This is a genomic window from Stenotrophomonas sp. ATs4 (assembly GCF_051861585.1).
GTDB classification, from domain to species: domain Bacteria; phylum Pseudomonadota; class Gammaproteobacteria; order Xanthomonadales; family Xanthomonadaceae; genus Stenotrophomonas; species Stenotrophomonas maltophilia_AS.
Genome location: NZ_JBLYPK010000002.1, coordinates 471,500 through 497,914, shown reverse-complemented (window position 1 = coordinate 497,914; position 26,415 = coordinate 471,500). Strand labels below are relative to the sequence as shown.

The following is a 26,415-nucleotide window of genomic DNA, read 5'->3' as shown; positions in this document are numbered from 1 at the left end:
GCCGGGGGACGGGCTGATGGCGGGCCAGGGAGGCAACGGCAACCGGCTGCTGGAACGGCGCCTGCAGGAGCTGGCCGAGGAGCGTCGGCGCCTGGCGATGATCATCGACGGCACCGCAGCCGGCACCTGGGAATGGAACGTGCAGACCGGCGAGATGCGGGTCAACGCGCGCTGGGCCGAGATCGTCGGCTATCGACTGGAAGAGCTGGAGCCGGTGTGCCAGAAGACCTTCCTGACATTGGTCCACCCCGACGACATCGCCTTGTCCGACGCGGCGCTTGAGGACCATTTCGAAGGCCGCAGCGACAACTACGTCTGCCTGCTGCGCATGCGTCACAAGAATGGCCAGTGGACATGGATCCACGACCGTGGCCGCGTGTTCGAATGGGACGGGCAGGGACGACCGCTGTGGATGGCCGGTGCGCACGCCGACGTGACCGAGCTGCAGCAGGCGCGGCAGGATGCGGCCGAGAGCCGGCAGCGATTGCAGGCCGTTGTCGATGCCTCCGACGAGGTAGCGGTGATCGCTACCGATACCGAAGGCACCATCACCCTTTTCAATACTGGCGCAGAACGCCTGCTGGGATACAGCGCGGACGAAGTGGTCGGCCAGCGCCGACTGGGTGATTTCCACGATCCGGACGAGCTGGCGGCATGGCTGCGTCCGCTGGCGGCGGCGGACGGAAGCCTGCCGGGCGCGTTTGAGGCGCTCAGCGCCCGCGCGGATGGGCAGACTTATTCGCGGCAGTGGACACTGCGGCGCAAGGATGGCCAGTCACGCCAGGTACGCCTGTCGATCAGCCGCATGGATGGTGCCGAGGGCGCGCGGATCGGCTATGTCGGCATGTCCATCGACATCACCGAGATCCTGCAGGCGCGCGCCGAAGCACGCCTGTCGGCGGAGAAATTCGCCGGTGCGTTCACGTCGGCCGCGCTGGGCATGGCGTTGGTGTCGCTGGAAGGGCGCTGGCTGGACGTCAATGACGCGCTGTGCCGGATCCTCGGCTATCCACGCGAAGAACTGCTGCAGGTTGATTTCCAGCGGCTGACGCATCCCGACGACCTGCAGACCGATCTGGCCCTGGTGCAGGACCTGCTGGCCGGGCGGCGCAGCCACTACCACCTGGAAAAGCGTTATCTCGATCGCGACGGCAAGGTGATCTGGGCGCGGCTGTCGGTGTCGCTCGTCCGCAACGAGCATGGCGAGCCTGTGCATTTCGTGTCGCAGATCCAGGACATCAGCGCCCAGCGCAGCAGCGAGCAGCGCCTGTTCGAAAGTGAGCAGCGCAGCCGCATCACGCTGGATGCAGTTGCCGACCTGGTGCTCAGTGTCAGCCTGGATGGCCGTATCGACTACGCCAATGCCGCCGCAGTGCGCACCCTGGCCGGTGATGGCGCGCTGTCGCTGGCCGGGCACAAGGTGCAGGACGTGCTGGCACTGACCACCGAGTACGCACCCGGTTCGGTGCTGGATGTCTCGGTGCTGCTGGACCCGGAAAGCAACGCAGTGGACCTGCACGCTGACCTGCTGCTGCGGCTGGGTACAGCCACGATTCCGGTCGACCTGACCCGCGCCTGGCTGCGTGATGACGAAGGCCGGGTGCGCGGCGCGGTGTGGGTGCTGCGCGACGACACCCAGCAGCGCGCGCGCCAGCGCGAAGCGCGCCATCTGGCCGAGATCGATCCGTTGACCGAGCTGAGCAACCGTCGCGGCTTCGAGGTGCATCTGCAGCAGGCCATCACCCGTGTCGAGCGCACCGGCCAGGCTGCGTCGTTGATGTACATCGACCTGGACCGCTTCAAGCCGATCAACGACACCTGGGGCCACCTGGCCGGCGATGCGGTGTTGTGGGCGGTGGCCAGCGTGCTGCGCCATGGCGTGCGCGATTCGGACGTGGTGGCACGGCTCGGTGGCGACGAATTCGCGGTGATCCTGTCCGGCTGTACGCCGCGACGTGCCGCGCGCATCGGCGGTGAACTGCTGCATACCCTGGCATCCCTGTCGATTCCGTGGGATCAGGGCCGACTGCATGTGGGGGCCAGCATTGGTATCGCGCCATTGGCGGGTGGAATGGGCGTGGACCAGGCAGTGGCGGCGGCTGATGCCCAGTGCTACCGGGCCAAGGCGATGGGTCGCAACAACGTACAGGTGCAGGGCGAGGCCAGTGAGCTGCCGGGCGGCGACATCGACCCGCTCGAAGGCTGATCTCAGCCTGTGAGAGGAGCTGCGCGAATACTCCGCGCACCTCCCTTGGTACAGGTGATCCCATGAATGTCTGCAACCCGGTGACGGTGCGTGCCTTCGCCCCGGCCCTGGTCGGTTGGTGCCTGGCCCTGGCCGCCTGCCTGCGTGCGGAACAGTTGCACGGCGATCTGCACGCGCAGGCGTTGCTGCCGGTGCTGCAGGGCGGCGCGGTTGCCCTGCTGGTGTTCACGCTGTCCTGCATCGGTGCCACCAGCATCGTGCTGTGGCGGGCAGGCAGGAATGCGCTGGAGTGATGCGGTGGAAGGTCACCGCATCCTCCATGTCATGTTGCGTCAGCGCAGGACTTCATCCGAGCTGACCAGCTGTACGTCGTGCATCAGGTTGAGATAGGCCTCGTAGTAGCCTTTGTGCGAGGCGCCAACGATGGTCAGCATGCGGGTACCTGGATGCTGGCCCAGCACATCGCGCATGTTGGCGACCATGCGCAGGTTGCGGGTTTCCCAGTAGCCCACGTAATTGCGGCCGAAGCCCTCGGGTGAGGGTTCGACCAGGGTCGCGCCGAAGTCGCTGTTGTAGGCGACCATTGCCGTCTCAGGCGTGTTGTAGGCGCGATACATCGCGAGCAACCCATCGGGTTGAGCAAGGTTGGCTTCGAGCCGTTCGTCAGCCGCCATGCGCGCTTTGACGAAGGCGTTGTCCCAGGCACCTCGTATGGCGGCCGCTTGAGCCTTCTGCTGGGCTGCCGGCGTGGGCGAATCCGCAGTGTGGTCGTCGACCGCCCACAGCCGCTCCAGGCCCAGGCGTGCGGCAAGGACGCCTGCGACCAGGCCGGCCTCGTTGCGGCGGGCCATGCGCTTGTCGAGGAACTGCACCAGTTCCGGAGTCAGGCCATCTGCGGCGCGGCGCTCTTCCTGCGGCAGGCGCAGCCACTGCACGAGTGCCGAGCTGCTCTCGCCTGCAGCCAGGAATACTGCGGCCAGTCGGCGCCGCTCGGCGGCGGTGGGCGCTTTCGGCCAATCCGCAAGCAGGCGCTCCATTTCGACGTTGGCGCTGGGAACGTCCAGCCCCGTAGCGGCATGTGCCGGCGCTGGATCGACGCAGTAGTCAGAGACGCTTTCGGCGTAACGGGCCGGATTGCGGCGCATGAAATCGCACTGCAGCCCGGACAGGTTCTCGATTGCGATCGCAGTGGGTTTCCAGGCCTCCAGCCGCTTCAGCAGGGGCTCCAGCATCGCTGGCTGGAAGGTCTTCGGCAGGCTGGACAGATGCGGGCTGCCCAGCACCAGCACTTCGTTCGGGCGACCTGAGGGCGGACCCTTCAGCTGATCGGGGTGGAAGGTTGGCCGATACGTAGCGTCGGCGGCCAGTGCGCCGGTACTGCAGATGCTCAGAATGAGCAGGCTGGCCAAGCGTGGGAACATGCGATCTCCGTGTCAATGAACGTCCTGCGGGTCGCTGCATGCTCGCCAATCCTTCGTGTCGGGGAACCTCCCGTTGGTCATGTAAACCCTTTCGCCTTGAGTTGCATCGGTGTTCCGGGCGAGGCTGTACCCCCTGACCAGGGCGATGCAGGACATGACATCCGACAGCTGGACCATCGACAGCCCACGGCTGCGCCTTCGACCGTTCGCGGCCGCCGATGCGGAGGAAGTATTTGCAGCAATCACCCCAGGGCTGACCCGGTACATGGCCTTCGAGCCGCCGCCATCGAAGGAGGCATTTGCCGCTGTCTGGCAGGCATGGTTGCCAACCATTGCCGATGGTACGGACATCACCTTCGTCATCCGGCGGCACGACAACGGCGACTTCCTTGGTCTGGCCGGCCTGCATCGCACCACGGATGCCGAACCCGAGCTGGGCATCTGGATCGCGGAGGCGATGCATGGGCACGGCTATGGCCGCGAAGCAGTGGCAGCGGTGTGGCTATCGGCCTCCGAGCGTCTGCGATGCGCCGCGTTCCGCTACCCGGTGGCTGAGCAGAACCGCTCCAGCCGGCGCCTGGCGGAATGCCTCGGTGGACGGCCAGTAGCGCGTGAGCAGGGGGTGAAGTACTCGGCGATCGTCTACCGCATTCCGGCTGCAAAGCGTGGAGTTGCGACGGGCGTCGCGGAATCTGGTTAAAGCCGCCGCCCCCATCGCCGATATCCCCTCTGGATCCCGCTCCAGTCAGCCGCTGCAGGACCCCGGGCTGTCCCCAATGGGGCCGCCCGCGCCGTGTGTTCCGCTGCATCTCCGATGCTGATCGCGCCCGCACCAGACGTTCTTGCCAGCCGCTCGAGGGGTGCCTGCCGGCACCTGTAGTCCCAGGCAACTGATGTTGCCGCCGGGCATCCCGCCCGTCGGATCGCAACCGCTTACCGGACACCGAGGATCAGACAATGCTCATTCCAGGCTTCACGGCGGGCGCGCAGGCGCCGGCCGAGCTGCATACCCGTTGGTCACCGTGGCGCGCATTGTTGGGCGCGCTTGCTCCCCAGCACCGCACCGGTGCCGAACCGGCGGCGAGCGAGCGCGCCGAGCTTGAGGCGCAGGTCGCAGCGCTGCACCGCGTGCAGGCGGTCATCGAGTTCGCGCTCGACGGCACCATCCTGCAGGCCAACGACAACTTCCTGCAGGCAATGGGGTACCGGCTGGAAGAGATCCAGGGCAAGCATCATTCATTGTTCGTCGATCCAGAGCATGCCCGCAGCACCGAGTACCGCGACTTCTGGGCGCGGCTGGGGCGTGGCGAGTATGACGCCGGGCAGTACCGGCGCTTCGGCAAGGGCCAGCACGAGATCTGGATCCAGGCCTCGTACAACCCGGTGCTGGACAGCCAGGGTCGGCCGTACAAAGTGGTCAAGTTCGCCACCGATATCACCGCGCAGAAGCTGCAGGCGGCGGACTCGGCCGGGCAGCTGGCAGCGATCGGCAAGTCGCAGGCGGTGATCGAGTTCAGCATGGATGGCCGCATCCTCTCGGCCAACGACAATTTCCTCGCCACCACCGGATACAGCCTGGACGAGGTACGTGGACAGCATCACTCGTTGTTCGTCGAGCCGGACCACCGCGGCAGTGAAGAGTATCGGCAGTTCTGGCAGAAACTCGGGCGCGGCGAGTACGATGCCGGGCAGTATCGGCGCCTGGGCAAGGGCGGGCGCGAGGTCTGGATTCAGGCCTCCTACAACCCCATCCTTGACCTCAACGGGAAGCCGTTCAAGGTCGTTAAATACGCTACCGACATCACCGTGCAGGTACATGAAAACCAGGCCATGCAGCGGGCGGTGGCGCAGACCCGTGAAGTGGTGGCGGCGGCCAAGGGCGGCGATCTGACCCAGCGCGTGGCCACGGCCGACAAGCGTGGCCCGATCGCCGAGCTGTGCGAGGGCGTGAATTCGCTGGTCGAGGCGATGGCGACCATCATCGGCCAGATCAAGTTCGCCGCTGACACCATCGCGGTGGGCGCGACCGAGATCGCGCAGGGCAACAGCGACCTCTCGCAGCGCACCGAGCAGCAGGCGGCCTCGCTGGAGGAAACTGCAGTGTCGATGAAGGGTCTGGCAGAGACCGTGCAGCGCACCGCCACCAATGCACGGCAGGCCAGCCAGCTCGCCGGTGGTGCTGCCGATGTCGCGGCAAAGGGCGGCAGCGTGGTGCACGAAGTGGTCGAAACCATGGCGGTGATCAATGCGTCTTCGCGGCGCATCGTCGACATCATCGGGGTGATCGACGGCATCGCCTTCCAGACCAACATCCTCGCATTGAATGCAGCGGTGGAGGCTGCACGGGCGGGCGAGCATGGCCGTGGATTCGCCGTGGTTGCTACCGAGATCCGCGAGCTGTCGCAGCGTTCGGCCAGCGCCGCCAAGGAGATCAAGCATCTGATCGACGAGTCGGTTGCCAATGTGGGGGCCGGCACGGCGCAGGTTGAGAGTGCGGGCCGCACCATGGATGAAATCGTGACCAACGTGCGCCGGGTCAGTGATCTGATGACCGAGATCAGCACGGCCTCGCAGCAGCAGAGCGACGACATCCAGCAGATGAACCATGCGGTCGACCTGATTGACCAGGGCACCCAGCAGAACGCAGCGCTGGTGGAGGAGGCGTCGGCAGCGGCGCGCAGCATGGAAGAGCAGTCGGCGCAGTTGCTGCAGACCGTGGCCAGTTTCCGCGTGCAGGGTGGGGCCGGTCATCACTACGGGGCAGCGGTGCTGCGCGCGGTCTAGGCGCCCCGGCCAGGCCGCTCTTTCCCGTCCGTGGTGGCCGGATCGCCGTGCACACAGTTGCGCCCGGCGTGTTTGGCCCGGTACAGGGCCTGGTCGGCTCGGTCGACCAGGCCGCGCGGAGCGGCGTCCTGGCTGGCGGCCTGCCAGGCAACGCCAATGCTGATGGTGACGATGGCGTCTGCCGCCGGTAGACCCGCGGTTTCGACCGCCGCGCGCAGCCGCTCGCCCAGACTCAGGGCATGGGTGATATCGGGCGAGGGCAGGGCAGCGATGAACTCCTCGCCGCCGTAGCGGGCCAGCAGATCGTCGCCGCGTTGCAGGCAGCCATCCAGGATCTCGGCCACCGCGCGAAGCCGGCGGTCTCCTTCCGGGTGGCCGTAGGTGTCGTTGAGCCGCTTGAAATGGTCGATGTCGATCATCAGTACCGCAAGGCCCAGGCCCTGGCGGCGTGCACGGCGATGGGCGCTGCCCAGTGATTCGTCGAAGTTGCGCCGGTTGCCCAGTCCGGTCAACGGATCGCGCCGGGCCAATGCTTCCAGTTCGTCACGCTGGCGCTGGATCTCGACCTGGGTCAGCACGCTGCGCAGGGCATAGCCGAGCATGGCACCGATGAAGCCCACCGTGGCCAGGGTGGGTTGCAGGCGCGCGACCAGCAGCGCCACCATCATCAGCAGCAAGGGCAGCATCAGCGGCACGCCGGCGTCGACGATGCGGCGCAGGCTTCGCGATACCTCCACTGCCGGATAGCGGCGCTTGCTTCCCGCCATGACGGCCAGCAGCACGAACAGCCCGCTGATCAACAGGTCCCCCCAGTTGCCGTCAGGCAGCTGTGGCTGGCAGGTATTGATGTAGAACGCCAGCAGGAAGTAGCCCAGCGCGTAGATCGCAAGTGTCCGGAAGAAGTCGCGGCGGTCGGGATTGTCCTCGGCCAGGAAGCGGATCAGCGCGAAGCAGAACACCAGGCTGTTCTGCACGTTGCTCATCGTGTTCAGGCACTGCGTCCACAACGCGGTGTTGAAGTGCGCCATCGCCCGCGTATGCCCGTAGTACAACAGCCACAGCAACGCGATGATCAGCAGGTCCACCGCGCGGATGTAGCGGTTGCCGCCACCTGGGCTGGCCGCCACGTAGGTCAGGGGGATCCGGTAGAACACGTACAGAATCAGCGAAGTCACGCTCATCTGCGCAGGATCGAGGCCTGCCACATTGCGGTACAGCAGGGCCAGCAGGGCCAGCGAGAACAGGCTGACGGCGAAACCGAGCAGCCGCCACTTGCAGGCGGCCTGGCTGTTGCGGGCGCGCCGCACGCAGGCCAGTGCGGCCAGCAACGGAGCTGCGATCAGCATCAGATAGGAGCCGACCGGGTCCTGCGGGCCGACAAGGGCAATGACGAGCGCGTGCGTGACCAGAAAAAACAGTGCCGCACGCAACGTCATGCATTCCCCCGCCCCCAGCTCCGGCTGGGATCACGATAGGCAGAAGCACGTGCGGCTTGCAAGAAAAGTGTGCACTGCGTCTATTTCCAGCCGTGTCTGCAGGTGCAGTTGTGTTTCAGCGGGGTGACGCGGGGTCCTCGACCTGGGCATACATCCAGAAGTCGCGGGGCTGCCCCCGCACCCGACGGTAGGCGCGCAGCAGCCCTTCGCGCTGCATGCCGAGACGTTCAAGCAGGGCGATCGAACGGGCGTTGCTGTCCAGAACGGTTGCCTGGATACGCACCAGCGCGTGTGCGGAATGGCCCCATTCGAGCACTGCGCGTGCCGCATGCGTGGCCAGTCCCTGTCCCTGCCAGCGTGGATCGAGGTCATAGGCGAGTTCGCCGCGGCCGTGCGGCACGTCGATTCCGTTCAGGCCAACGGTGCCGATCAGCCGGTCGTCGGCGTCCACCAGCGCCCAGCGCAGACACGTTGCGGTGGGCAGGTAGCCGGCGATCTGTTGTCGCAGTGCCATTTCGGAAACGTCGCCCCAGCTGGTGTGCTCGGTCACGCCTGGCAGCGAGAGATAGCGGGACCAGGCGGCAGCGTCATCCGTGCGCAGCGGGCACAGTCGTGCGGGCAGGGTATCGGGGAGCGTGGGCAGGGCGGGCGTTGGCATCGTCGCCAGTTTCAACGCCCCGGCCCGGAAAATGCAAAAGGCCAGGTCGGGGACCTGGCCTTTGATGCAGTGGTGCCGGTGAAAGGACTCGAACCTTCATGGGGTCACCCCCGGCTGATTTTGAGTCAGCTGCGTATACCATTCCGCCACACCGGCAGGCAGCGTGCGAGTGTAACCGAGGTCGGCAGGGCTTTCATAGGGGGAGAGGCGATCAGGGCGTTTCCTGTCGGCTCCGACCCCATGATGGCTATACTGCGCCGGCATGTATGCCTCCAGGAGCGGTAGCCAATGACAGTGTTGCAGGACCTGAGGGTGCTGGTGGTCGAGAACGACGAGATGAGTGCGGCCCTGCTGCAGATGCAGCTGGTGCATGCCGGCGCATTCGTGGTCGGGCTGGCGGCGAGCGTGGCCGAAGCCCTGCGCCTGCTGGAAGAATCGGCGCCGGACGTGGCCCTGCTGGACTATCGCCTTGCCCGCAATGAAACCAGTGAGCCGGTTGCGGCTGCACTGTCGGCACGTGGCGTGCCGTTCGTGTTGGCCACGGGAATGCTGGCCGAGCAGTTGCCGGAGTCGATGCTGGCCGGTGTATTGCTGGTCAAGCCGTACCTGTCGGCAGATCTGAGCCAGGCGCTGGCCCGCGCCGTGGGTCGTTCCAGCGCGAAGGTCTGAGCCCCGCCGCTCAGGCGACCTCCTCGTATAGGAAACGAATCTCCTCGCGGTCATCGAGGATGCGGTACTGCCGCGCCAGATCGTCCGGATCGGGATTGAGCCAGGCATCAAGATGTTCCTTGCGGATGGGAACGACGCCGCGGTCATGGCCAGCGGCGGCAACGTCGCTGGGCGGGGCATCGGTGATCGTGGCGAACGACAGCAGGCGACCTTCCGGTCCTTCCCATTCCGCCCATAGGCACGCCAGCAGCAGGTCGCGCGGCGGATCGGGCCGGAATTCCAGTACCACGTCCTGTTCCTTTTCATCTGCGCCGAGCGCGCGCCCGGCGATGGCGTGGCGTGGCACGTGCTCATAGAACGCCTGCACCACCACCACGCCGTGGCGTAGTCCGAACGCGCCGCGCCAATAGCCTTCCAGGCTGTCGCGCCGCGCATTGTAGGTGCCGGGGTAGAGCACGTCGTTGCGCGCCGGCTTGTCCGGCAGCCGGCACTGATAGCGCATCGGCTTGATCACCCGCTGGCCGTTCTCACTGACCATCACCGGCGCGTAGGTGCCAGGGAAAATGCGGTTGTCGCGCGGCAGCAGCTGCACCCGATGCAGGTCTTCGAGCCGTGCCTGCGCACGCTCGATGCGGTTGCCGGCCACACGCAGGTCGTTGCGTGCTTTCTGGGTAGGGCGGTTGGCCAGCGTAGCGTTGGCGATATCACGCCGCTCGCGTTGACGGGCCAGATCTGCTTCCAGTTCCTGGCGCTCCTGTGCGTGCCATTGCTGGATCTTCGCCACGATGTCGCGGCCCTGTTCGGTGCGCGCGCCGGCAAAGCCGTCGTCCATGGCCTTGGGGGTCTTGGGTCGCTTCTTGCCGGGATCGTGCGCGTACAGCTCCGCGAATTCCTCCAGCGACAGGATGGCGCCGAACTCGCGCACGAGCTTGGCGTAGTCGGCGCGGATCAGAGCGGAGTAGCACATGGATGTTCTGCCGGCATGGGTCGCAGCAGCTGCGACGCGGATGCGGCAGGATAGCCCGACCTAAAGGGAGATACTGCATGAATGATTCCATCGCCTGCCAGTTCCGCGAGGCCGTGCCCACGGTCGAGGATTACTGCCAGCTGCGCGTGCTGGCGGGCCTCAGTGCCAAGCGCCAGGAGGCGGCGGCACGCGCGCTGCCCAATACGGTGTTCGGTGTCTGTGCGTACCAGGGCAATGAACTGGTGGCGATGGGGCGCATTGTCGGTGATGGCGGCTGCCACCTGCAGGTCTGCGATATCGCCGTGTTGCCACGCTTGCAGGGGCAGGGGCTGGGCAAGGAGGTGATGCGTCGCCTGGATGGCTGGATGCAGGCCAATCTGCCGCCATCGGCGTATGTCAGCCTGCTGGCTGATGGCGAAGCGCACCGGTTGTACGCGCAGTTTGGCTTCGCGCCCACAGCGCCGGCGTCGATCGGGATGTATCGCCGGTTCTGAGGCGTGAGCGAGGAGAAGCCATCCACGCATGGCGTGGATCTACTGCAGGAGCCCGGTAGTGAAGCCATCCACGCATGGCGTGGATCTACTACAGGTTTCGGGTAGATCCACGCCATGCGTGGATGCGTTCCGCCAGCAGATCACAGGCAAAGAAAAACCCCGGCCGAAGCCGGGGTTTTAAAGAATTGGCGTCCCCACGGGGATTCGAACCCCGGTCGCCACCGTGAAAGGGTGATGTCCTAGGCCTCTAGACGATGGGGACGCACGAAAACTTCAAGTTGTAGATCCTTCGACGGCCTAATGTCGAAGTGGTGGAGCCAAGCGGGATCGAACCGCTGACCTCCTGCATGCCATGCAGGCGCTCTCCCAGCTGAGCTATGGCCCCATGAAACTCCGGATTGTCCTGCCGGGAGCAGGGTCCGTTTTGAAACTGGCGTCCCCACGGGGATTCGAACCCCGGTCGCCACCGTGAAAGGGTGATGTCCTAGGCCTCTAGACGATGGGGACGCACGAAAAACTTCAAGTTGTAGAACTTTCGACGGCCTAATGTCGAAAGTGGTGGAGCCAAGCGGGATCGAACCGCTGACCTCCTGCATGCCATGCAGGCGCTCTCCCAGCTGAGCTATGGCCCCGTGTTACCGAGCCGCCCATCATACCTGCGTGTTCACATTTGTGGAAGCTTTTTTTTAAGCTTTCTTCGTTCCGGATCAACCGAAGCCACAAGGGCAGGGGAGCCGCAACGCCACAACCTGAATGCCGGTGGGCGGTGAACAAAAAAGACCCGGTTATCGGCCGGGTCCTCGTTGTTCGTGATGAGTGGCGTCCCCACGGGGATTCGAACCCCGGTCGCCACCGTGAAAGGGTGATGTCCTAGGCCTCTAGACGATGGGGACGCAATTCTCATCAATGTTCTTTAGCGACCTTTCGACGGCCTAATGCCGAAAGATTGGTGGAGCCAAGCGGGATCGAACCGCTGACCTCCTGCATGCCATGCAGGCGCTCTCCCAGCTGAGCTATGGCCCCACGTCGCTGAGGAGCGAAATAATAGCCTTGCCCCAGGGGGTTGGCAAGCATTTGTTGCACTTTTCTTCACGTCGATTGCGACGTGGATGTCGCTTGCCTGCGCTCATGCCGTGTCGTCGGTAAGCGCGGCCAGGATCGGGCATTGATCCAGTGTGCCGTGCCCGGGGCAGGCATCGACCAGCTGTGACAGCGCGTTGTGCATGCGCTGCAGTTCGGCCATCCGCTGCGCGATGTCCTGCAGCCTTGCCTGTGCGGTGTCGCGGACGCTGCCCATGTCCTGCTGGTGGCGGTCACTGAGTGCGAGCAGCTCGCCAATCTCTTCCAGGCTGAAGCCCAGTGATTTGGCCCGGCGGATGAACCGCAGCCGGCGCAGGTCCTGCTCACCGAAGATGCGGTAGCCGCCGGCCGAACGTGCAGCGGTGGGCAGCAGTAGCTGTCGCTCGTAATAGCGGACCGTATCGATGGGCACGCCCGCCTGACGGGCCAGTTGTCCAATGTTCATGGCGGATTCCTGCAGAGGCTGTCGACCATTTTGAAGCCTTGAGTCTGGTCAAGAGTCAAGGCTTCGTCCCAAGGCGCGTATTCAGCGCACTTTGCAACTTTCTTCATAGCCCTGCCGTTGTGCCAGTTCCTACCCTTCGCCTGAACCGGCCGTTCGATGGCCTGCAACGAACCGAGGAGGTGGTCTGTGGAAGGATTCAGGAACGAGGGATTCGTCGAGGTCGCAGTGGTCGAGTACCCGGGAGGCGATCCCTCGGCTGCCTCGGTGCTGGCCGAGATGGCCCACGTCGCCAATCGCCTGGCCCAGCAGCAGCGCAGGCCGTTCAAGCGCGTGCTGGTCACCCGCTGGATCGTGCCAGCCAGCCAGACCGGTGTGCATCGCATCGCCGGTGCGGAAATGCTCGATGCCGCCATTCCCGCGGTAATCGCCGTGCCCGGCCAGATCAGCCCAGGCACCTGCCTGCGTGCCGACGAGATCCTGCTTGACTGGCTGCGGGCCCACTATGACGGCGGCAGCCTGCTGGCCGCTGCCAGTGATGGCGTCAGCGTTCTGGCCCGGGCCGGATTGCTGGCGGGGCGCATGGTCAGCGGACCTGATCTGGGGCGCCACCCCGGTTTGCAGGCACAGGCCGCAAGCTGGGTGCCGAGTGAACGCGCACTGGTTGACGACGGCGATCTGCTGACCGTCGGCGGTTCGCAGGCCTGGCGTTTCCTGGGGCTGCGCCTGCTGTATCGGCTGCACGGGCAGGGTGTGGCCAGCGCGGTCGCACAGCAGTTGGGGATCACCGTGCCAGAGACGATCCAGCAGGATCTGGAACGTTTCAGTGCGAACTTCGCCCACGGCGATCGTGATGTGCTGAAGGCGCAGCGGTGGCTGCACACCACGGCGGCGCGCGGCGCCACACTTGCTGCGATCTGTGAGGTCGCCGGGCTGGAGCCGCGGACGCTGCAGCGGCGCTTCCTGCGGGCCACGGGGTTGCGCCCCATCGAATACTGCCAACGGCTGCGCATCGCCAAGGCACAGACCCTGCTTCAGCAAGGTGCAGGCATCGATGAAGTGGCCTGGGGCGTGGGCTATGCGGATCAGAGTGCTTTCCGGCGCCTGTTCCTGCGCATCGTTGGCATGACACCGGCCAACTATCGCCGCCACGTCAACTGCAAGCGGCGTGAGCGACCATTGATGCCATCAGTGGCGGGCAGCCTGCGGGGCCTGCAATCGCCATCGGCAATGCAGTTGGGGCGCAGTGCAGCGTAGTGTCTGTTCAAGTGTCGCGCTTGCAACCTGGGCGCGACCCTTCGACCATGCAGGCAGTGGACGAATGAGCAGGTGGGATGATGTCGAGTGTTGGGCCGGTACCGATGCCGGTGGTTTTGATTCTCGCATGCGTGTTGCTGGCGATGGCCGTGGCCCATCTATGGCCGCGTCGGAAGGACGGGGCGCCGCTACCCTCGGCGGCAAGCATGGTGCTGGACATGCTGCTGATCGGGCTGCTCTGTGGCCGCGTCAGTTTCGTTGCCTTGAACCTTGCTCTGTACCGCGAGGCGCCCTGGAGCATTCTGCAGATCGTAGACGGTGGTTATCACCTGCTGGTGGTGTTGGCTGCGGGCCTGGCGTGGGGGCTGTGGCGGTTGCGCTATTGGCGCGCCTTGCGAGCCCCGGTTCTGGTCGGTGCATTGACTGGCATCCTGCTATGGGCCGGCGGCAGCCAGCTCCTGTCAGCCTGGCAGGAGCGGCAGATGCCGCTGCCGACGCTGCAGGTGGTCGATCTGCACGGCGGGAAAGTCGATCTGCAGCAGTTCCGGGGGAAGCCGGTGGTGCTGAATCTCTGGGCGACCTGGTGCGGGCCCTGCCGCCGCGAGATGCCCGTACTGGCGGCGGCGCAGCAGACACACGCGGATGTGCAGTTCGTATTCCTCAACCAGGGCGAAACCCTGGATGAGGTCCAGGGTTTCCTCACCAGCGAACGACTGGTGCTGGGCAACGTGTTGCTGGACGATGACGCTGCCGCTTCAACTGTGCTGGGCGTGCAGGCCTATCCTTCCACGCTCTTCTTCGATGCGGACGGGCGCCTGCGTGAACTGCACCTGGGCGAACTGACTGCGGCCGGTCTTGAACACAAACTGCGCCGGCTGCGGTAGCCTGCGCGGGCATCTCACTACGGAGTTCCCATGTTGTCGACTTCCCTGCGCACCGCTCCTGCGGTGCTGTTGCTGCCGGTCCTGCTGGCATTGGCCGCCTGCAGCCAGGCACAGACGCCGCCGGGCAAGGCTGCCGCTGCACCGGCAGCAAGTGCTGCGGCCTCCGCCGCCAAGGGCGACCGTCCCGCTGTGTTGAAGGGCATCGAGAAGCATGGCTTCGAGGTTGTCGCTGAATTCGATGCGCCGGGTGGCCTGCGCGGCTTTGCCGGCGTGGTGGGTGGCCAGCAGCCGGCTGCGGCCTACGTCACTGCCGATGGCAAGCACGTGCTGGTTGGCAGTCTGTTCGATGCCGAGGGCAATGACGTAGCGGCCGAAGCGGTGGAAAAGCTGGTTGCGCAGCCGATGTCGGCCAAGATGTGGACCAAGCTGGAGGCCAGTGCATGGGTACGCGATGGCAAGGCCGACGCACCGCGCGTGGTCTACACCTTCAGTGATGCCAACTGCCCGTACTGCCACAAGTTCTGGGAAGCGGCGCGTCCGTGGGTCGATGCCGGCAAAGTCCAGTTGCGTCACATCATGGTCGGCGTGATCCGTGAAGACAGCCCCGCCAAGGCGGCCGCCATCCTCGCCGCGCGCGACCCGAGTGCAGCACTGCTGCAGAATGAACATGAGTTCGATCGTGGCGGCATCAAGGCGTTGCCGAGCATCAGCCGTGAGATCGCCGGCAAGCTCGATGCCAACCAGGTGCTGATGATCGAAATGGGCTTCCAGGGCACGCCGGGCATCCTGTTCCAGGATGCGCAGGGTCAGGTGCAGCGTCGCGCAGGACTGCCGCAGGGTGCTGATCTGCAGACGGTGCTGGGCCCGCGCTGAGCCACGCCTGCATCGTGATGCAACCTACAGGCCCGCATGGCAGCATGCGGGCCTGTTGCTTTCTGTGATCGGAATCAGCGGTGGGAGCCCGCGCATCTCCTGTTCGTCGTCACGTCTGAATAGTGACTGACATCAAGCCTCGCGCCTTGATTCCAATCAAGGCCAAAAACGACAGGCGGATTAGCCTGTGACCCATGGAATACAGCGTCAATGCGCGATGGATGCCGCGCTCGCCATGCCCTGATCAGGGTCGGCCGGCCCAGCCATTCACGACACTCTCACCCCGTGCTTGTTACCCAGACCGCTGCCGTCGCCACCTCTCTGGCAGCGCGGCCTTGGTGGAGTCGACATCGGCACGGGCAGGGCAGTGCCATCGTCCTGTTGCCTGCAATGCGCAGGCTGGCCACTGGCGTCGACGCAGTATCCGCATTTCCAGCAACGGCAACGTGGGGCCGGAGCGGCGCAAGCGTGCGTTCGGCCTGCGCAATGAACATGGATGTCCAGGGAGGATGCAATGCGCGTGGCGGTACTGAGTGTGGCCTGTTTGACCGCATGGGCGATTGCGCCAGCGTATGCGCAGCAGAATGGCCAGGAAGATGCTCAAGCCCTGCGCGGCGAGATTGCGGCCATGCGGCAGGCACTGGAGGGCATGCAGCAGCGTCTGGACCGGCTCGAACAACGCGATGGTGCGGTTGCGCCCGCCGTCGTGCAGGGGCCATCCCCGGCGGCCGTGCCCGCCAGCAGCGCCAATCTGCTGCATCCCACCCAGGTGCCGGGCGTGGCACAACCCGTGCTGCCGCAGCGCGAATCGGTGGCCGATCCATCCACTGCTGCGTCGCGTCCCGACAGTGCCGCTGGTCCAACCGATCCCGATCTGAAGGGCTTCTTCGCCATTCCCGGCACCGACACGGTGATCCGCATCGGTGGCTACGCCAAGCTCGATGCCATCGCCGATTCGCGCGCAGCGGGCGACGAGGATCAGTTCATTCCTTCGTCGATGCCGGTGGGCGGTCGTCATCGTGATGTGTCCAACTTCAACATCCATGCCAAGCAGACCCGCTTCAGTTTCGAGGCGAGACGCCCGACCACGCATGGCAACCTGCGTTTCTACCTGGAGAATGATTTCTTCGGCAGCAGCGACGGCTACGAATTCCGCCTGCGCCACGCCTACGGTCAGCTCGGCAATACCTACGCCGGCTACGGCTATTCCAGCTTCATGGATCCGGACAGCCTTCCCGACACGCTGGATTTTGCCGGTCCCGGCGGTGCTGGCTATCTACTGGTGGCAGGCATCCACCACAGTTTCGCGATGGGCAAGGGCAATACCCTGACCGTCGCCGCCGAAGACCCGAAGACCGAACTTGCCGGCGCCAGCGACGAGCGCGCCGCGGTGAACAGGCTGCCGGATGTGACCGTAACCGCGCGCATGGAGCGTGACTGGGGTCACCTGCAGCTTGGCGCGGTGGCACGCAGCCTGGCCTACGACGGTGAGGGCGAGCGCGACCGGCGCATGGCCGGCGGCCTGCAGCTGAGCGGCTCGGCGTCGGTTGGCCAGCGCGATCTGTTGCTGTTCGGTGCGCTTGGTGGGCGCGGCCTCAGTCGCTACACCGCCGATCTGACCGGCTCCGGGCTGGACGCGGTGGTCGGTGCCGATGGCCGTCTTGATGCGCTGGACCTGCACGGTGGTTTCGTTGGCTACACCCATTACTGGTCCGAGCTGTGGCGTTCGAACCTGATCTTCGGCCAGCTGACGCTGGAGCGGAATGCCGCATTGGCGGCCGACGCATTCCGGCAGAGCCGCTACGGCGTCTTCAACCTGATCTGGAGCCCGGCGCCGTCGTGGACGATGGGCATGGAGCTGCTTTACGGCCGCCTGGAACAGCAGGGCGGCGCACGCGGCGATACGGTCCGTGTGCAGGGCAGCCTGCAATACAACTTCATCAAATAGGCGCCAGCGGCAGCACGCCAGCGTAGCCAGTCCCCACGCCCGGGCCTACCGGGCTCATGCCAGTACAGGAGTGTGTCATGGCAGAAGCAAAGAAAATCGGGGTGGTCGGAGCCACCTTCCTCGTCGCCGGCAACATGATGGGCTCAGGCGTGTTCCTGCTGCCTTCCAGCCTGGCCAAGATTGGTACTGCCTCGATCTGGGGCTGGTTGATCACCACGGCTGGCGCGCTGCTGCTGGCCTTTGTGTTCGCCAAGCTGGGCAAGCTGGCACCCAAGGCGGGTGGCCCCTATGCCTATGCGCGCGACTGGTTCGGCCCATACATGGGCTTCCAGACCAATACCATCTACTGGTTCGCCAACTGGATCGGCAATGTCGCCATTCCGATCGCGGCGGTAGGGTATTTCAGCTATTTCTTCCCGATCCTGTCCGAGCCGCTGGTGCGTTGCATCGCGGTGCTGATCCTGGTGTGGGCATTGAGCTTTGCCAACATGATCGGCCCGGCGTTCGTCACCCGTGTACAGACGGTCACCACCAGTTTCGCGCTGGTGCCGATCCTGGGCATCGCCATCTTCGGCTGGTTCTTCTTCGATGCCGACATCTTCAAGGGCGCCTACAACGTGTCCGGTGAATCCAACTTCGGTGCGATCTCCAGCGCTGCGGCTCTGACCCTGTGGGCCTTCATCGGCGTCGAATCCGCTTCGGTCACCGCCGGTGTGGTGGAGAACCCGGAAAAGAACGTGGCCCGCGCGACGTTGGCCGGTGTGTTCCTGGCGGCAATCGCCTACATCGCCAGTTCGTCGGTGATCATGGGCATGGTGCCCAACGCGGAGCTGCAGCTGTCCGATGCGCCGTTTGCGTTGGCTGCGGCCAAGGCCGTGGGTGGCTGGGGCGGTGCGCTGGTCAGCCTGTGCGCCTTCGTCGGTGCCGCCGGTTCACTGGGTGGCTGGATCCTGCTGACCGCACAGAGCGCCAAGGCGGCCTCTGACGACGGCCTGTTCCCTAGCATCTTCAGCAAGACCAACAAGGACGACGTGCCGGTCAAGGGCGTGCTGATCGTGGCGGTGCTGATGACCCTGGCGGTGCTGGTCACCTCCACCTCGAAGACCGCCTCGGCCCAGTTCGACGTGATCACTTCGGCGGCGGTGGTGCTGACCCTGCTGCCTTACATCTACTCGTGCGTGGCCTGCTACTTCGTGGTCGAGCGTTCGCACACCCTGGTGCATACGGGTGCGTTCTGGACCCTGACCAGCCTGACAGTCGTGTACTGCCTGTGGGCGATCTACGGCTCGTCGGGAACCATCGTGCAATACGCCTTCCTGTTCGTGCTGTTCATCACCGTGTTCTATCCCTTCTTCAGCGAGGAGCGCCGCCAGCAGCGGCAGCGCGCCCGCGAGGCATCGGCCATCAGTGCCGGCGCCCAGCGTTCCTGAGTTCGACAAGGAGAATCAACGTGTACTTCAAGTCCCTGGACTATCCGGTCATTGTCATCGACAACGACTACGAGTCGCCGCGCATCGGCGGCATCCTGATCCGCGCCCTGGTGGAAGAACTGCGCAACAACGACCAGCGCGTGCTGTGCGGCCTGAACCTGGATGATGCCCGTGCTGGTGCCCGCACTTACGTGGCGGCCTCGGCGGTGCTGATCTCGATCGACGGCAGCGAAGAGGTGGATGGCGAGTTCCAGCGCCTGACCGCCTTCCTGCGTGAGCAGAGTGCGCGCCGCGCCAACCTGCCGGTGTTCCTGTACGGCGAGCGTCGCACCATCGAAAAGGTGCCGAGCAAGCTGCTCAAGTACATCCACGGCTTCATCTTCCTGTTTGAAGACACCAAGAGCTTCATCTCGCGGCAGGTGATGCGTGCAGCCGAAGACTACATGAAGAACCTGCTGCCGCCGTTCTTCAAGGCGCTGATCCATCATGCGGCCGAATCCAACTACTCCTGGCACACGCCGGGCCATGCCGGCGGCGTGGCGTTCACCAAGTCGCCGGTCGGCCGTGCATTCCATCAGTTCTACGGCGAGAACACCCTGCGCAGCGACCTGTCGATCTCGGTGCCGGAGCTGGGTTCGCTGCTCGATCACACCGGCCCGATCAAGGATGCCGAGAACGAGGCGGCACGCAATTTCGGTGCCGACCATACCTTCTTCGTCACCAACGGTACTTCCACCGCCAACAAGATCGTCTGGCATGGCACGGTGGCGCGCGGTGACGTGGTGTTCGTCGACCGCAACTGCCACAAATCGCTGCTGCATGCGCTGATCATGACCGGCGCGGTGCCGGTGTACTTCACTCCCAGCCGCAACGCGCACGGCATCATCGGCCCGATCAGCCTGGATCAGTTCACGCCGGAGTCGCTGCAGCAGCGCATTGCCGCCAATCCGCTGGCCAGCCAGGCCTACAAGGCCGGTTCCAAGCCGCGCATCGCGGTGGTCACCAACTCGACCTACGACGGCCTCTGCTACAACGCCGAGAAGATCGCCGACGAGATCGAAAGTGCGGTCGATTTCCTGCACTTCGACGAAGCGTGGTACGCCTACGCGGCGTTCCACCCGTTCTACGAGAACCACTACGGCATGGCCAAGGGCAAGCCGCGTGAGCAGGATGCGATCATCTTCACCACGCATTCCACCCACAAGCTGTTGGCGGCGTTCTCGCAGGCGTCGATGATCCACGTGCGCAACTCGGCGCAGCGCAATCTGGACGCGGAGCGTTTCAACGAGTCGTTCATGATGCATACCTCGACCAGCCCGCATTACGGGGTGATCGCGGCCTGTGACGTGGCCTCGAAGATGATGGAAGGCGATGCCGGCCGCTCGCTGGTGCAGGAAATGCACGACGAAGCCATCGCCTTCCGCCGCGCGATGCTGCACGTCCGCGATGACCTGGGCCGCGACGACTGGTGGTTCAGCGTGTGGCAGCCGACCCAGGTTGCGCGCAGCCTGGACAAGGGCGATACGCCGGCACCGCTGGTGGCCAAGCGTGAGGAGTGGTACCTGCAGCCGGACGCGCACTGGCACGGCTTCGAGAACCTGGTTGACGACTATGTACTGATCGACCCGATCAAGGTGACCCTGCTGACCCCGGGCCTGGCAATGGACGGCAGCATGGGCAAGCTGGGCATCCCGGCGGCAGTGCTGAGCAAGTTCCTGTGGGGCCGCGGCATCACCGTGGAAAAGACCAACCTGTACTCGGTGCTGTTCCTGTTCTCGATGGGCATCACCAAGGGCAAGTGGAGCACGCTGGTCACCGAGCTGATGGCATTCAAGGAGCTCTACGACCGCAATGCCCCGCTGAGCCAGGCACTGCCGACGCTGGCCGCCGATTATCCGAATGCCTACGCTGGCTGGGGCCTGCGCGACCTGTGCGACGCCCTGCATGCGTTCAACCAGGAATTCGCGGTGGCCAAGGTGATGCGCGAGATGTACGTGGATCTGCCGACGCCGGTGATGACCCCGGCAGATGCCTACAACCACCTGGTGAAGGGCGAGATCGAGCGGGTCGACATCGAGCAGATCAGTGGCCGCGTCGCGGCGACCATGCTGGTGCCGTACCCGCCGGGCATTCCGACCATCATGCCGGGCGAACGCTTCGGCGACAGCGACGAGCCGATCATCCAGTCGCTGCGCATCGCCCGCGAGCAGAACGCTCGTTTCCCGGGCTTCGAGTCGGACGTGCACGGGCTCATCATCGAGCAGGAGGATGATGCGGTTTCGTACAAGGTGGAGGTGCTGAAGGCCTGACCCGCAACGGTTGGCCCTTCGGCGGACAATGGATACCGCGCGCGAGCAACGCATCCTCAAGTTCTCGATCGGGGTCACCCTTGCGGTGAGCGCGGTCGGCTTCGGCGGTGGCCTGCTGGTGGGATCGCAGGCCATCCTGTTCGACGGCGTGTACAGCCTGGTCGACGTCGCCCTGACCCTGGTGTCGTTGTCGGTGCTGCGGCTGGTGGCGCGGGAACAGAGCCCGCGCTTCCAGTACGGCTATTGGCACCTGGAGCCGATGGTGGAAGCGCTTGGTGGGGTGATCCTGTCGCTGGCCTGCGTGTATGCGCTGGCCAACGCAGTGATCGGTTTGACCACGGGCGGGCACGAAGTGAACTTCGGGCCCGCGTTGTGGTGGGCGGCACTGCTGAGTGGCAGCAACCTGGCGATGGCGGCGTTTGTCGCCCAGCGGGCGCGGCACCTGCGCTCGGCGCTGCTGTGGCTGGACGTGCGTGGCTGGCTGCTGGGTGGGTTGATGAGCCTGGCGGTGGTACTGGCCTTCGTGTTGGCGCTGGTCCTGCACGGCGGTGAGTGGCACCACTGGGTGCCGTACCTGGATTCGATCGTGCTGGCGTTGATCAGCCTGGCGGTGTTGCCGGTGCCGGCGCGCAGTGCGTGGAAGGCCATGCGTGAAGTGCTGCAGGTGGCGCCGGATGATCTGGACCGGCGCGTGCAGCGGGTAATGCAGGCGTTCGTGGCGGAACGCGGTTATGCCGGTTTTACCAGCCACGTGGCGAAGATGGGGCGGATGCGCTTCATCGAGATCCATGTGCTGGCCGACCCGGCCATGCCGCTGGGTTCAGTGGGCGAGGTCGATGCGATGCGCGATGAGATCGCGGTGCGGCTGGATGCGCGGGGCAGCACGTTCTGGCTGACCATCGATTTCACGGCAGACCCGGCGTGGACGTGAGCGGGAAACGGTAGAGCCGAGCCCATGCTCGGCTGCCATTCGCGCAGCGCAGCCGAGCATGGGCTCGGCTCTACAGGTCGGCGTGATCGTTACGCGTGGCAGACCAGTCTGTTGCACCGGATCTGTTTGACCTCAACCAGAGTTGAGGTCGCAGACTGCCTCGCATCCCCCACGAGGCATGCGGCATGAACCTGCTGACCACCCCGGACCTCAGTCATGGCCTGCTGGAACTGTTCAATCCCCCGGGGCTTTACGACCCCTCGGCCAACGGTTACTCACACGTGGCAGTGGTGCGCCTGCCGGCGCGGGTGATCCATATCGCCGGACAGGGCGGCGAAGACGCTGACGGACAGCTCTCGCCCAGCTTCGAAGACCAGGTCGGGCAGGCACTGGACAATCTGCAGACCGCGCTGCGCTCGGCACACGCCAGCCTGGCCGATGTCGCGCGACTTCGCATCCTGGTGGTCGGCCACGACGAGGACCGGCTGGGCATCATTGCCCACCAGGTGCGCCGGCGCTGGCCGAATCGTGCCGCCCCCACCTGCACGCTGATCCCTGTGCCACGCCTGGCGCTGGACGGCATGCTGTTCGAGATCGAGGCGGAGGCCTACGCCACCTAGCGCAGGTAGTACTCCACGGGTACCACCAGTTCCTGCGGAGCCTTCATTTCATCGGGGATGGGCGGTAGCGGCTGCGCGCGACGGAAGGTCTGCAGCGCTGCGTCATCGAGCATCGGCTGGCCACTGGACTGCTCCAGCCGCAGCGACAGCAGCCGTCCCCCACGGTCGATGTTGGCCCTGACCCAGGCAGTGCCCTGCTGCCGGCGCGAGCGCGCGGCGGCAGGGTAATAGCGGTAACGCTCCAGCCGCGCCATCAGGCGGGCTTCCCACTGGTCGCTGGCGGCGCCGGCCTGGAAGTCCGCCGGTGGCGCGTCTGGAGCGGGCGGCGCGGCCGTGATCGATGCCGGTGCGGGACTGGCATCGGTCGCGGCCGCCGGCGGGGCGACCGGCAGCGGTTGCCGGCCAGTCCCGCCCGTTTCGCTGGCGGCCAACTCGCCCTCGCGCGCGGCGGTGGGCTTCGGTGGCGGGGGCGACTTTGTCGGTTGCGATGCACGCGCCTGCTGCGCCTGGCTGGGAGTGTCGGCCTGGCGCTCCTCTACGGGCTGTGGCGGCGTGGCCGGTGCCAGCAGGCGCAGGCTGATGCGCACGTCCTGTTCCGGTGGCGGCAGCCTGGGCGGCGTGGCGACCCAATGCACCAGCAACAGCAAGGGCAGCAGGTGCAGGCCGAGGGTGATCGCGATTGCTTGCCAGTGTTGGCCGCGCTCACTCATCGTCCAGCACCCACAGCAGGTCGGCGTCGGTCGCATCGATGGTTTCGCCGGGCGAGGCGAGAACGATCACCAGTGCCGGTGCATCCGATGGCAGGTAGCCCGGCACCCCTGTGCCGCGCAGGACGTGCCACCGGCCCGCCACCAGCAGGGCTGGCGCGGGTGCATCGACCAGTACCTGCGCCATGCGTGTGTCGCGGGCCTGTTGCACGGCCAGCATCCCATCCAGCATGGGTGCCGCGTCTGCGTGCTGGGCCAGCACTACCGCCGACAGGCGCTGGCGGGCAGCGGCCACCGGGAACCGCACGCCCTCGGTGGAGGCGAGCAGCACGTTGACCTCGGCACGTGACAGGTTGCCGCCGAACAACGGCGTGCCTGCATCGGCAGCATCCTTGACCAGCCCGCCATAGGCGGCCCACGGCCAGCGCGCATCCCAGTCCAGCAGTTCCTGCAGGCGTGCACCTTCGGCCTGGTTGCCCTTGGCCAGCCAGCGCTGCACCCGCTGCAGGCGTGGCTGGCGCTCGCGGGCAATCATTTCCAGCACCAGTGAACCCTGCGGGCGCTGCCGCTGCAGGGCCTGCAGCAGCCAGCGCTGGGCGGCGTGGTCTCCGGCGAGGTCATGGCGTTCGCCCAGCAGCAGTCGCTGGGCGCCTGCCGCACGTGTCACGAATGCGGCTTCGTCCAGGTGCTGGCCATTGGCCAGGTCGATCACCGTGCCAGGCATCGCCTGTGCGCTGGCCACGCCCGCCAGCGCAAGCAGGCATGCGGGCAGCCAGCGATGGCTAGAACGCCACATTGACGCCCATCGAGACGGTGCGGCCACGGCCGTTGCCGCGGTCCAGGATCGGGCTGAAGATGCTGTCGATCGAGGCATTGTTGTCATAGGCCTTGTTCTGCAGGTTTTCGATGTTCAGCCACAGCGTGGTGTTGGCCTGTGGCTTGAAGCTCGCGTAGAAGTCCAGCAGCACGCCGGTGCCGCCGGTCTTGCGGGTCTGGAAGAAGTCGTAGCCTTCCTCGGTCGGGCCGGAGTACTCGGCGCGCAGGCCGGCCTGCACGCGCTGCTGCCACCAGCGGCCGCCCACGTCCAGCGTCCAGTAGCGGTCGGGCAGGGCGGTGATGTCTTCCAGGTTGACGAACTCGATGGCCGGCGCACTGGTACGCGAGCGGGTCCAGCTCAGCGTGGCGTGGTAGTGCTCGCTGGCGTAATGCGCTTCCAGTTCGATACCGCGCATGCGCACTACCCCGGCGTGGTTCATCCAGCGCGTGGTGGCGCTGAAATCGTCGGCGTCCAGCACATCGGTCCAGCCAGTGAGCTGCGGATCGCTGTCGATCGGCACCACGAACGGTTCCACTTCCGGCGGATGCACGATCAGCAGGTACTGCGGCTTGATGTAATCGCGGATGCGGTTGTCGAAGCGGGTGACCCGCAGCTGTGCCAGGTCACCGTCGACCAGCAGCGAGTCGGTGCTGAGGTTGGCGCCGAACTGCAGGTTGCGCGAGCGCTCGCGGCGCAGGAACGGATTGGCACCGATGCCGTCGGCGATGCTGGCGTCCTCCAGCGGGATCTTCTCGAAGAACATCTCCTGCACGCGTGGTGGCCGGGAGGTACGCGAGACCTCGGCGAACAGCTGCAGCCAGTCAGTGGCCTGCAGTGAAACTGCCAGGCTCGGGCTGAGTGCGCGCTCGGTGCGACGCACGTCGATGTCGCCGCCATTGATCTGCGCGCATTGGCCCGGAACATCGGAGCATGCCGGGATGTGGCCACGGATGCCGAAGCGATCCTGGCGCAGGCCGGCGGTCAGTGCGTAGATGTCGTACTGCAGCTCCAGCGTGCTGAACACACTATCCAACTGGCTGCGGCCCTGTGGGTTGGCGCCACGCAGGATGGGCGTATCGGCCACATAGATGTCCGACTGGTGCTTGATGCCGGTGTTCCAGCGTGCCTGCAGTGCACCGATGTCGAAGCGGCTGGTGTTGTCCACGGTCCAGCTGCTCAGGCTGCTGTGGGTGCGGCGGCCGATGTAGCTGGAATCCTCCACCGGCGGATAGAACAGCCGGGTCTTGTTGCTGGCGAAGGTCGCACGCAGGTCGATCCACGGCGAATAGGGCGTGTAGTGATAGCTGGCGCGCTGGTTGCGCGCGGAAATCTGCCACGGATAGTTGTGGTAGAAGTCGTTTTCGTAACGCATGTGGCTCAGGTCCAGCCGATGCTGGTCGCTGGGCTGCAGGCGCGCTTTCAACAGCCAGCTGCTGGGCTGCTGGCTGCCCGGGTCGGCGTTGTTCTTCTGCCCACGTGCGGTGGCGTACTCGCTGCTGCGGCTGCTGCTGGCAGCGGCCAGCAGGCCGAACTGGCGGTCGCCACCCTCTTCGCTGTGGCGCCAGGCACCGGCGAAGGTGCGGCCACTTCCGTAGCCGTTGTTGCCATGGCGGTAGCCCGCGCGCAGGCCCCAGTCGCGCCCCTCACCGAGTAGATCGTCGATATCCAGCGTGCGGAAGTTGGCACTGCCGGCCAGCGTGCCGGCGCCATCACCACCGGCGACCGCACCGCGCTGCACATCCACACCGGCCAGCAGGAAGGGATCGACATAGGCGAACGGACCGCCCGAGCCATGCCCGGCATTGTTGCGGAAGGTCTGGGTGACACCGTCGATCATGGTGTTGACCCGGCCGGCACCGGTCATGCCGCGGATGTTGACCTGCAGGCCCGGCTGGCTGCGCGAATGGAAGCTGTGGGTGCCGGGCATCGAGCGCAGCAGGCTGTTGCCTTCCTGGCGTTCAGCCATCGCCACGCGCTCACTGCCGACCGAGGGTGCAAAGCCATCGCGGGTGGCCGGTACATATTGGCTGGCACCGGCGCCCGGTGCCTGGCCGTGCGCGGTAGTGCCCTGTACCCGCAGCGGACCGGTGCGGCGGCTGCCATCGGCGTGTTCGGCCGGTGCTGGTTCCAGAGTGGCGCGGTGCGCATCGATGAAGCGCGGGCGCAGGCCGCTGCCGGCCAGCAGGCGCGACAGGGCCTGTGCATCGTCGAAGTCACCGCGCAGGGAAGGCGCGGCATGGCCGGCGGGCAGCGCCGCGCCGATGACCAGATCGATGCCGGTCAGCCGGCTGTAGGCATCCAGCGCTGCCGCCAGCGGCTGTGCCGGGAGATCGTAGGTGCGAGTGGCGGCCTGCGCGTGGGCGTTGCCGGGCAGCAACGAGATGGTGCTGGCACAGGCCAGCGACAGGGCGAGAACAAGGGGGCGGGGGGACAGCATCGGGGGCTCCAGGGGCTGACGCAGAGCGTCGTCATCCTGGGTAGA

The 26,415-nt window shown here is 65.7% G+C and carries 22 protein-coding genes and 7 tRNA genes; 14 read left to right on the top strand and 15 right to left on the bottom strand.

Annotation, left to right across the window (positions count from 1 at the left end; genetic code table 11):
• The first annotated feature begins 16 nt into the window (after positions 1-16).
• Both ABR323_RS05400 and ABR323_RS05395 read left to right on the top strand, forming a co-directional pair.
• Positions 17-2,206, top strand: coding sequence for a PAS domain S-box protein (locus tag ABR323_RS05400; RefSeq protein WP_439448526.1), 2,190 nt, complete (start codon positions 17-19; stop codon positions 2,204-2,206).
• A 62-nt stretch (positions 2,207-2,268) separates the two neighbouring features.
• A complete protein-coding gene (locus ABR323_RS05395) occupies positions 2,269-2,499 on the top strand; it encodes a hypothetical protein (RefSeq protein WP_135274191.1) in 231 nt (76 codons plus the stop codon).
• Positions 2,500-2,538: 39 nt separating this feature from the next.
• Here ABR323_RS05395 and ABR323_RS05390 read toward each other — a convergent pair whose 3' ends face one another.
• Positions 2,539-3,627, bottom strand: a complete 1,089-nt coding sequence (locus ABR323_RS05390) for a DUF5694 domain-containing protein (RefSeq protein ID WP_439448525.1) — start codon at positions 3,625-3,627, stop codon at positions 2,539-2,541.
• 154 nt (positions 3,628-3,781) lie between these two features.
• On the opposite strand from ABR323_RS05390, the gene ABR323_RS05385 reads away from it, so the two are divergent.
• Positions 3,782-4,327 (top strand): GNAT family N-acetyltransferase, encoded by a 546-nt coding sequence (locus ABR323_RS05385; RefSeq protein ID WP_167796816.1) that lies wholly within the window; start codon positions 3,782-3,784, stop codon positions 4,325-4,327.
• Between the two features lie 257 nt (positions 4,328-4,584).
• Positions 4,585-6,411: a methyl-accepting chemotaxis protein gene (locus tag ABR323_RS05380; RefSeq protein ID WP_439448524.1), complete on the top strand. Its 1,827-nt coding sequence runs from the start codon at positions 4,585-4,587 to the stop codon at positions 6,409-6,411.
• On the opposite strand, the gene ABR323_RS05375 is transcribed toward ABR323_RS05380, so the two are convergent.
• The 3 genes from ABR323_RS05375 to ABR323_RS05365 form a co-directional block, all read right to left on the bottom strand.
• On the bottom strand, positions 6,408-7,847 hold the full coding sequence (locus tag ABR323_RS05375) for a GGDEF domain-containing protein (protein ID WP_439448523.1): 1,440 nt from the start codon (positions 7,845-7,847) through the stop codon (positions 6,408-6,410). The two genes, ABR323_RS05380 and ABR323_RS05375, sit on opposite strands and share 4 nt — an antisense overlap.
• Positions 7,848-7,962: 115 nt before the next feature.
• Positions 7,963-8,505 carry a GNAT family N-acetyltransferase gene (locus ABR323_RS05370; RefSeq protein WP_439448522.1) on the bottom strand — a complete coding sequence of 181 codons (543 nt, stop codon included), beginning with the start codon at positions 8,503-8,505 and terminating at the stop codon, positions 7,963-7,965.
• A 70-nt stretch (positions 8,506-8,575) separates the two neighbouring features.
• Positions 8,576-8,661 (bottom strand) — tRNA-Leu (locus tag ABR323_RS05365).
• Between the two features lie 132 nt (positions 8,662-8,793).
• Between ABR323_RS05365 and ABR323_RS05360 the strand changes: the two genes are divergently transcribed.
• Positions 8,794-9,174 carry a response regulator gene (locus tag ABR323_RS05360; RefSeq protein ID WP_135274186.1) on the top strand — a complete coding sequence of 127 codons (381 nt, stop codon included), beginning with the start codon at positions 8,794-8,796 and terminating at the stop codon, positions 9,172-9,174.
• 10 nt (positions 9,175-9,184) lie between these two features.
• Here ABR323_RS05360 and ABR323_RS05355 read toward each other — a convergent pair whose 3' ends face one another.
• Entirely contained in the window at positions 9,185-10,141 is a 957-nt protein-coding gene (locus ABR323_RS05355; RefSeq protein ID WP_439448521.1) for an SOS response-associated peptidase family protein, read from the bottom strand.
• Positions 10,142-10,218: 77 nt separating this feature from the next.
• On the opposite strand from ABR323_RS05355, the gene ABR323_RS05350 reads away from it, so the two are divergent.
• A complete protein-coding gene (locus ABR323_RS05350) occupies positions 10,219-10,635 on the top strand; it encodes a GNAT family N-acetyltransferase (RefSeq protein ID WP_135274184.1) in 417 nt (138 codons plus the stop codon).
• A 186-nt stretch (positions 10,636-10,821) separates the two neighbouring features.
• Here the strand turns inward: ABR323_RS05350 and ABR323_RS05345 are convergent.
• The 7 genes from ABR323_RS05345 to ABR323_RS05315 all read right to left on the bottom strand — a co-directional run bounded on the left by ABR323_RS05345 (position 10,822) and on the right by ABR323_RS05315 (position 12,160).
• Positions 10,822-10,897, bottom strand: a tRNA-Glu gene (locus ABR323_RS05345).
• A 47-nt stretch (positions 10,898-10,944) separates the two neighbouring features.
• Positions 10,945-11,020, bottom strand: a tRNA-Ala gene (locus ABR323_RS05340).
• 46 nt (positions 11,021-11,066) lie between these two features.
• A tRNA-Glu gene (locus ABR323_RS05335) sits at positions 11,067-11,142 on the bottom strand.
• Between the two features lie 49 nt (positions 11,143-11,191).
• A tRNA-Ala gene (locus ABR323_RS05330) sits at positions 11,192-11,267 on the bottom strand.
• Between the two features lie 185 nt (positions 11,268-11,452).
• Positions 11,453-11,528 (bottom strand) — tRNA-Glu (locus ABR323_RS05325).
• Positions 11,529-11,582: 54 nt separating this feature from the next.
• Positions 11,583-11,658, bottom strand: a tRNA-Ala gene (locus tag ABR323_RS05320).
• Between the two features lie 103 nt (positions 11,659-11,761).
• Positions 11,762-12,160: a heavy metal-responsive transcriptional regulator gene (locus tag ABR323_RS05315; RefSeq protein WP_439448520.1), complete on the bottom strand. Its 399-nt coding sequence runs from the start codon at positions 12,158-12,160 to the stop codon at positions 11,762-11,764.
• A 186-nt stretch (positions 12,161-12,346) separates the two neighbouring features.
• Between ABR323_RS05315 and ABR323_RS05310 the strand changes: the two genes are divergently transcribed.
• The 8 genes from ABR323_RS05310 (at position 12,347) to ABR323_RS05275 (ending at position 22,409) form a co-directional block, all read left to right on the top strand.
• On the top strand, positions 12,347-13,414 hold the full coding sequence (locus tag ABR323_RS05310) for a GlxA family transcriptional regulator (protein WP_135274182.1): 1,068 nt from the start codon (positions 12,347-12,349) through the stop codon (positions 13,412-13,414).
• Positions 13,415-13,494: 80 nt separating this feature from the next.
• Entirely contained in the window at positions 13,495-14,298 is an 804-nt protein-coding gene (locus ABR323_RS05305; RefSeq protein WP_439448519.1) for a redoxin family protein, read from the top strand.
• A gap of 30 nt (positions 14,299-14,328) precedes the next feature.
• Positions 14,329-15,171 carry a thiol:disulfide interchange protein DsbG gene (gene dsbG, locus ABR323_RS05300; protein WP_439448518.1) on the top strand — a complete coding sequence of 281 codons (843 nt, stop codon included), beginning with the start codon at positions 14,329-14,331 and terminating at the stop codon, positions 15,169-15,171.
• Between the two features lie 514 nt (positions 15,172-15,685).
• The gene (locus tag ABR323_RS05295) at positions 15,686-17,119 is read left to right on the top strand and encodes a DcaP family trimeric outer membrane transporter (protein WP_439448589.1); all 1,434 of its coding nucleotides are present in this window, start codon (positions 15,686-15,688) and stop codon (positions 17,117-17,119) included.
• A gap of 77 nt (positions 17,120-17,196) precedes the next feature.
• Entirely contained in the window at positions 17,197-18,549 is a 1,353-nt protein-coding gene (gene adiC, locus ABR323_RS05290; RefSeq protein ID WP_135274180.1) for an arginine/agmatine antiporter, read from the top strand.
• A gap of 20 nt (positions 18,550-18,569) precedes the next feature.
• On the top strand, positions 18,570-20,858 hold the full coding sequence (locus ABR323_RS05285; protein WP_439448517.1) for an Orn/Lys/Arg decarboxylase N-terminal domain-containing protein: 2,289 nt from the start codon (positions 18,570-18,572) through the stop codon (positions 20,856-20,858).
• 28 nt (positions 20,859-20,886) lie between these two features.
• Entirely contained in the window at positions 20,887-21,789 is a 903-nt protein-coding gene (locus ABR323_RS05280) for a cation diffusion facilitator family transporter (RefSeq protein ID WP_439448516.1), read from the top strand.
• A 185-nt stretch (positions 21,790-21,974) separates the two neighbouring features.
• Positions 21,975-22,409 (top strand): RidA family protein, encoded by a 435-nt coding sequence (locus tag ABR323_RS05275; protein WP_135274177.1) that lies wholly within the window; start codon positions 21,975-21,977, stop codon positions 22,407-22,409.
• Here the strand turns inward: ABR323_RS05275 and ABR323_RS05270 are convergent.
• Genes ABR323_RS05270 through ABR323_RS05260 form a run of 3 tightly spaced genes read right to left on the bottom strand, consistent with a single transcriptional unit; the run spans position 22,406 to position 26,370 of the window.
• On the bottom strand, positions 22,406-23,119 hold the full coding sequence (locus ABR323_RS05270) for an energy transducer TonB family protein (RefSeq protein ID WP_439448515.1): 714 nt from the start codon (positions 23,117-23,119) through the stop codon (positions 22,406-22,408). The two genes, ABR323_RS05275 and ABR323_RS05270, sit on opposite strands and share 4 nt — an antisense overlap.
• On the bottom strand, positions 23,112-23,912 hold the full coding sequence (locus ABR323_RS05265) for a ChaN family lipoprotein (protein ID WP_439448514.1): 801 nt from the start codon (positions 23,910-23,912) through the stop codon (positions 23,112-23,114). The genes ABR323_RS05270 and ABR323_RS05265 overlap by 8 nt, the downstream gene beginning before the upstream one ends.
• Positions 23,899-26,370: a TonB-dependent receptor domain-containing protein gene (locus ABR323_RS05260; RefSeq protein ID WP_439448513.1), complete on the bottom strand. Its 2,472-nt coding sequence runs from the start codon at positions 26,368-26,370 to the stop codon at positions 23,899-23,901. Before ABR323_RS05260 ends, ABR323_RS05265 begins: the two co-directional genes overlap by 14 nt.
• Positions 26,371-26,415: the final 45 nt, after the last annotated feature.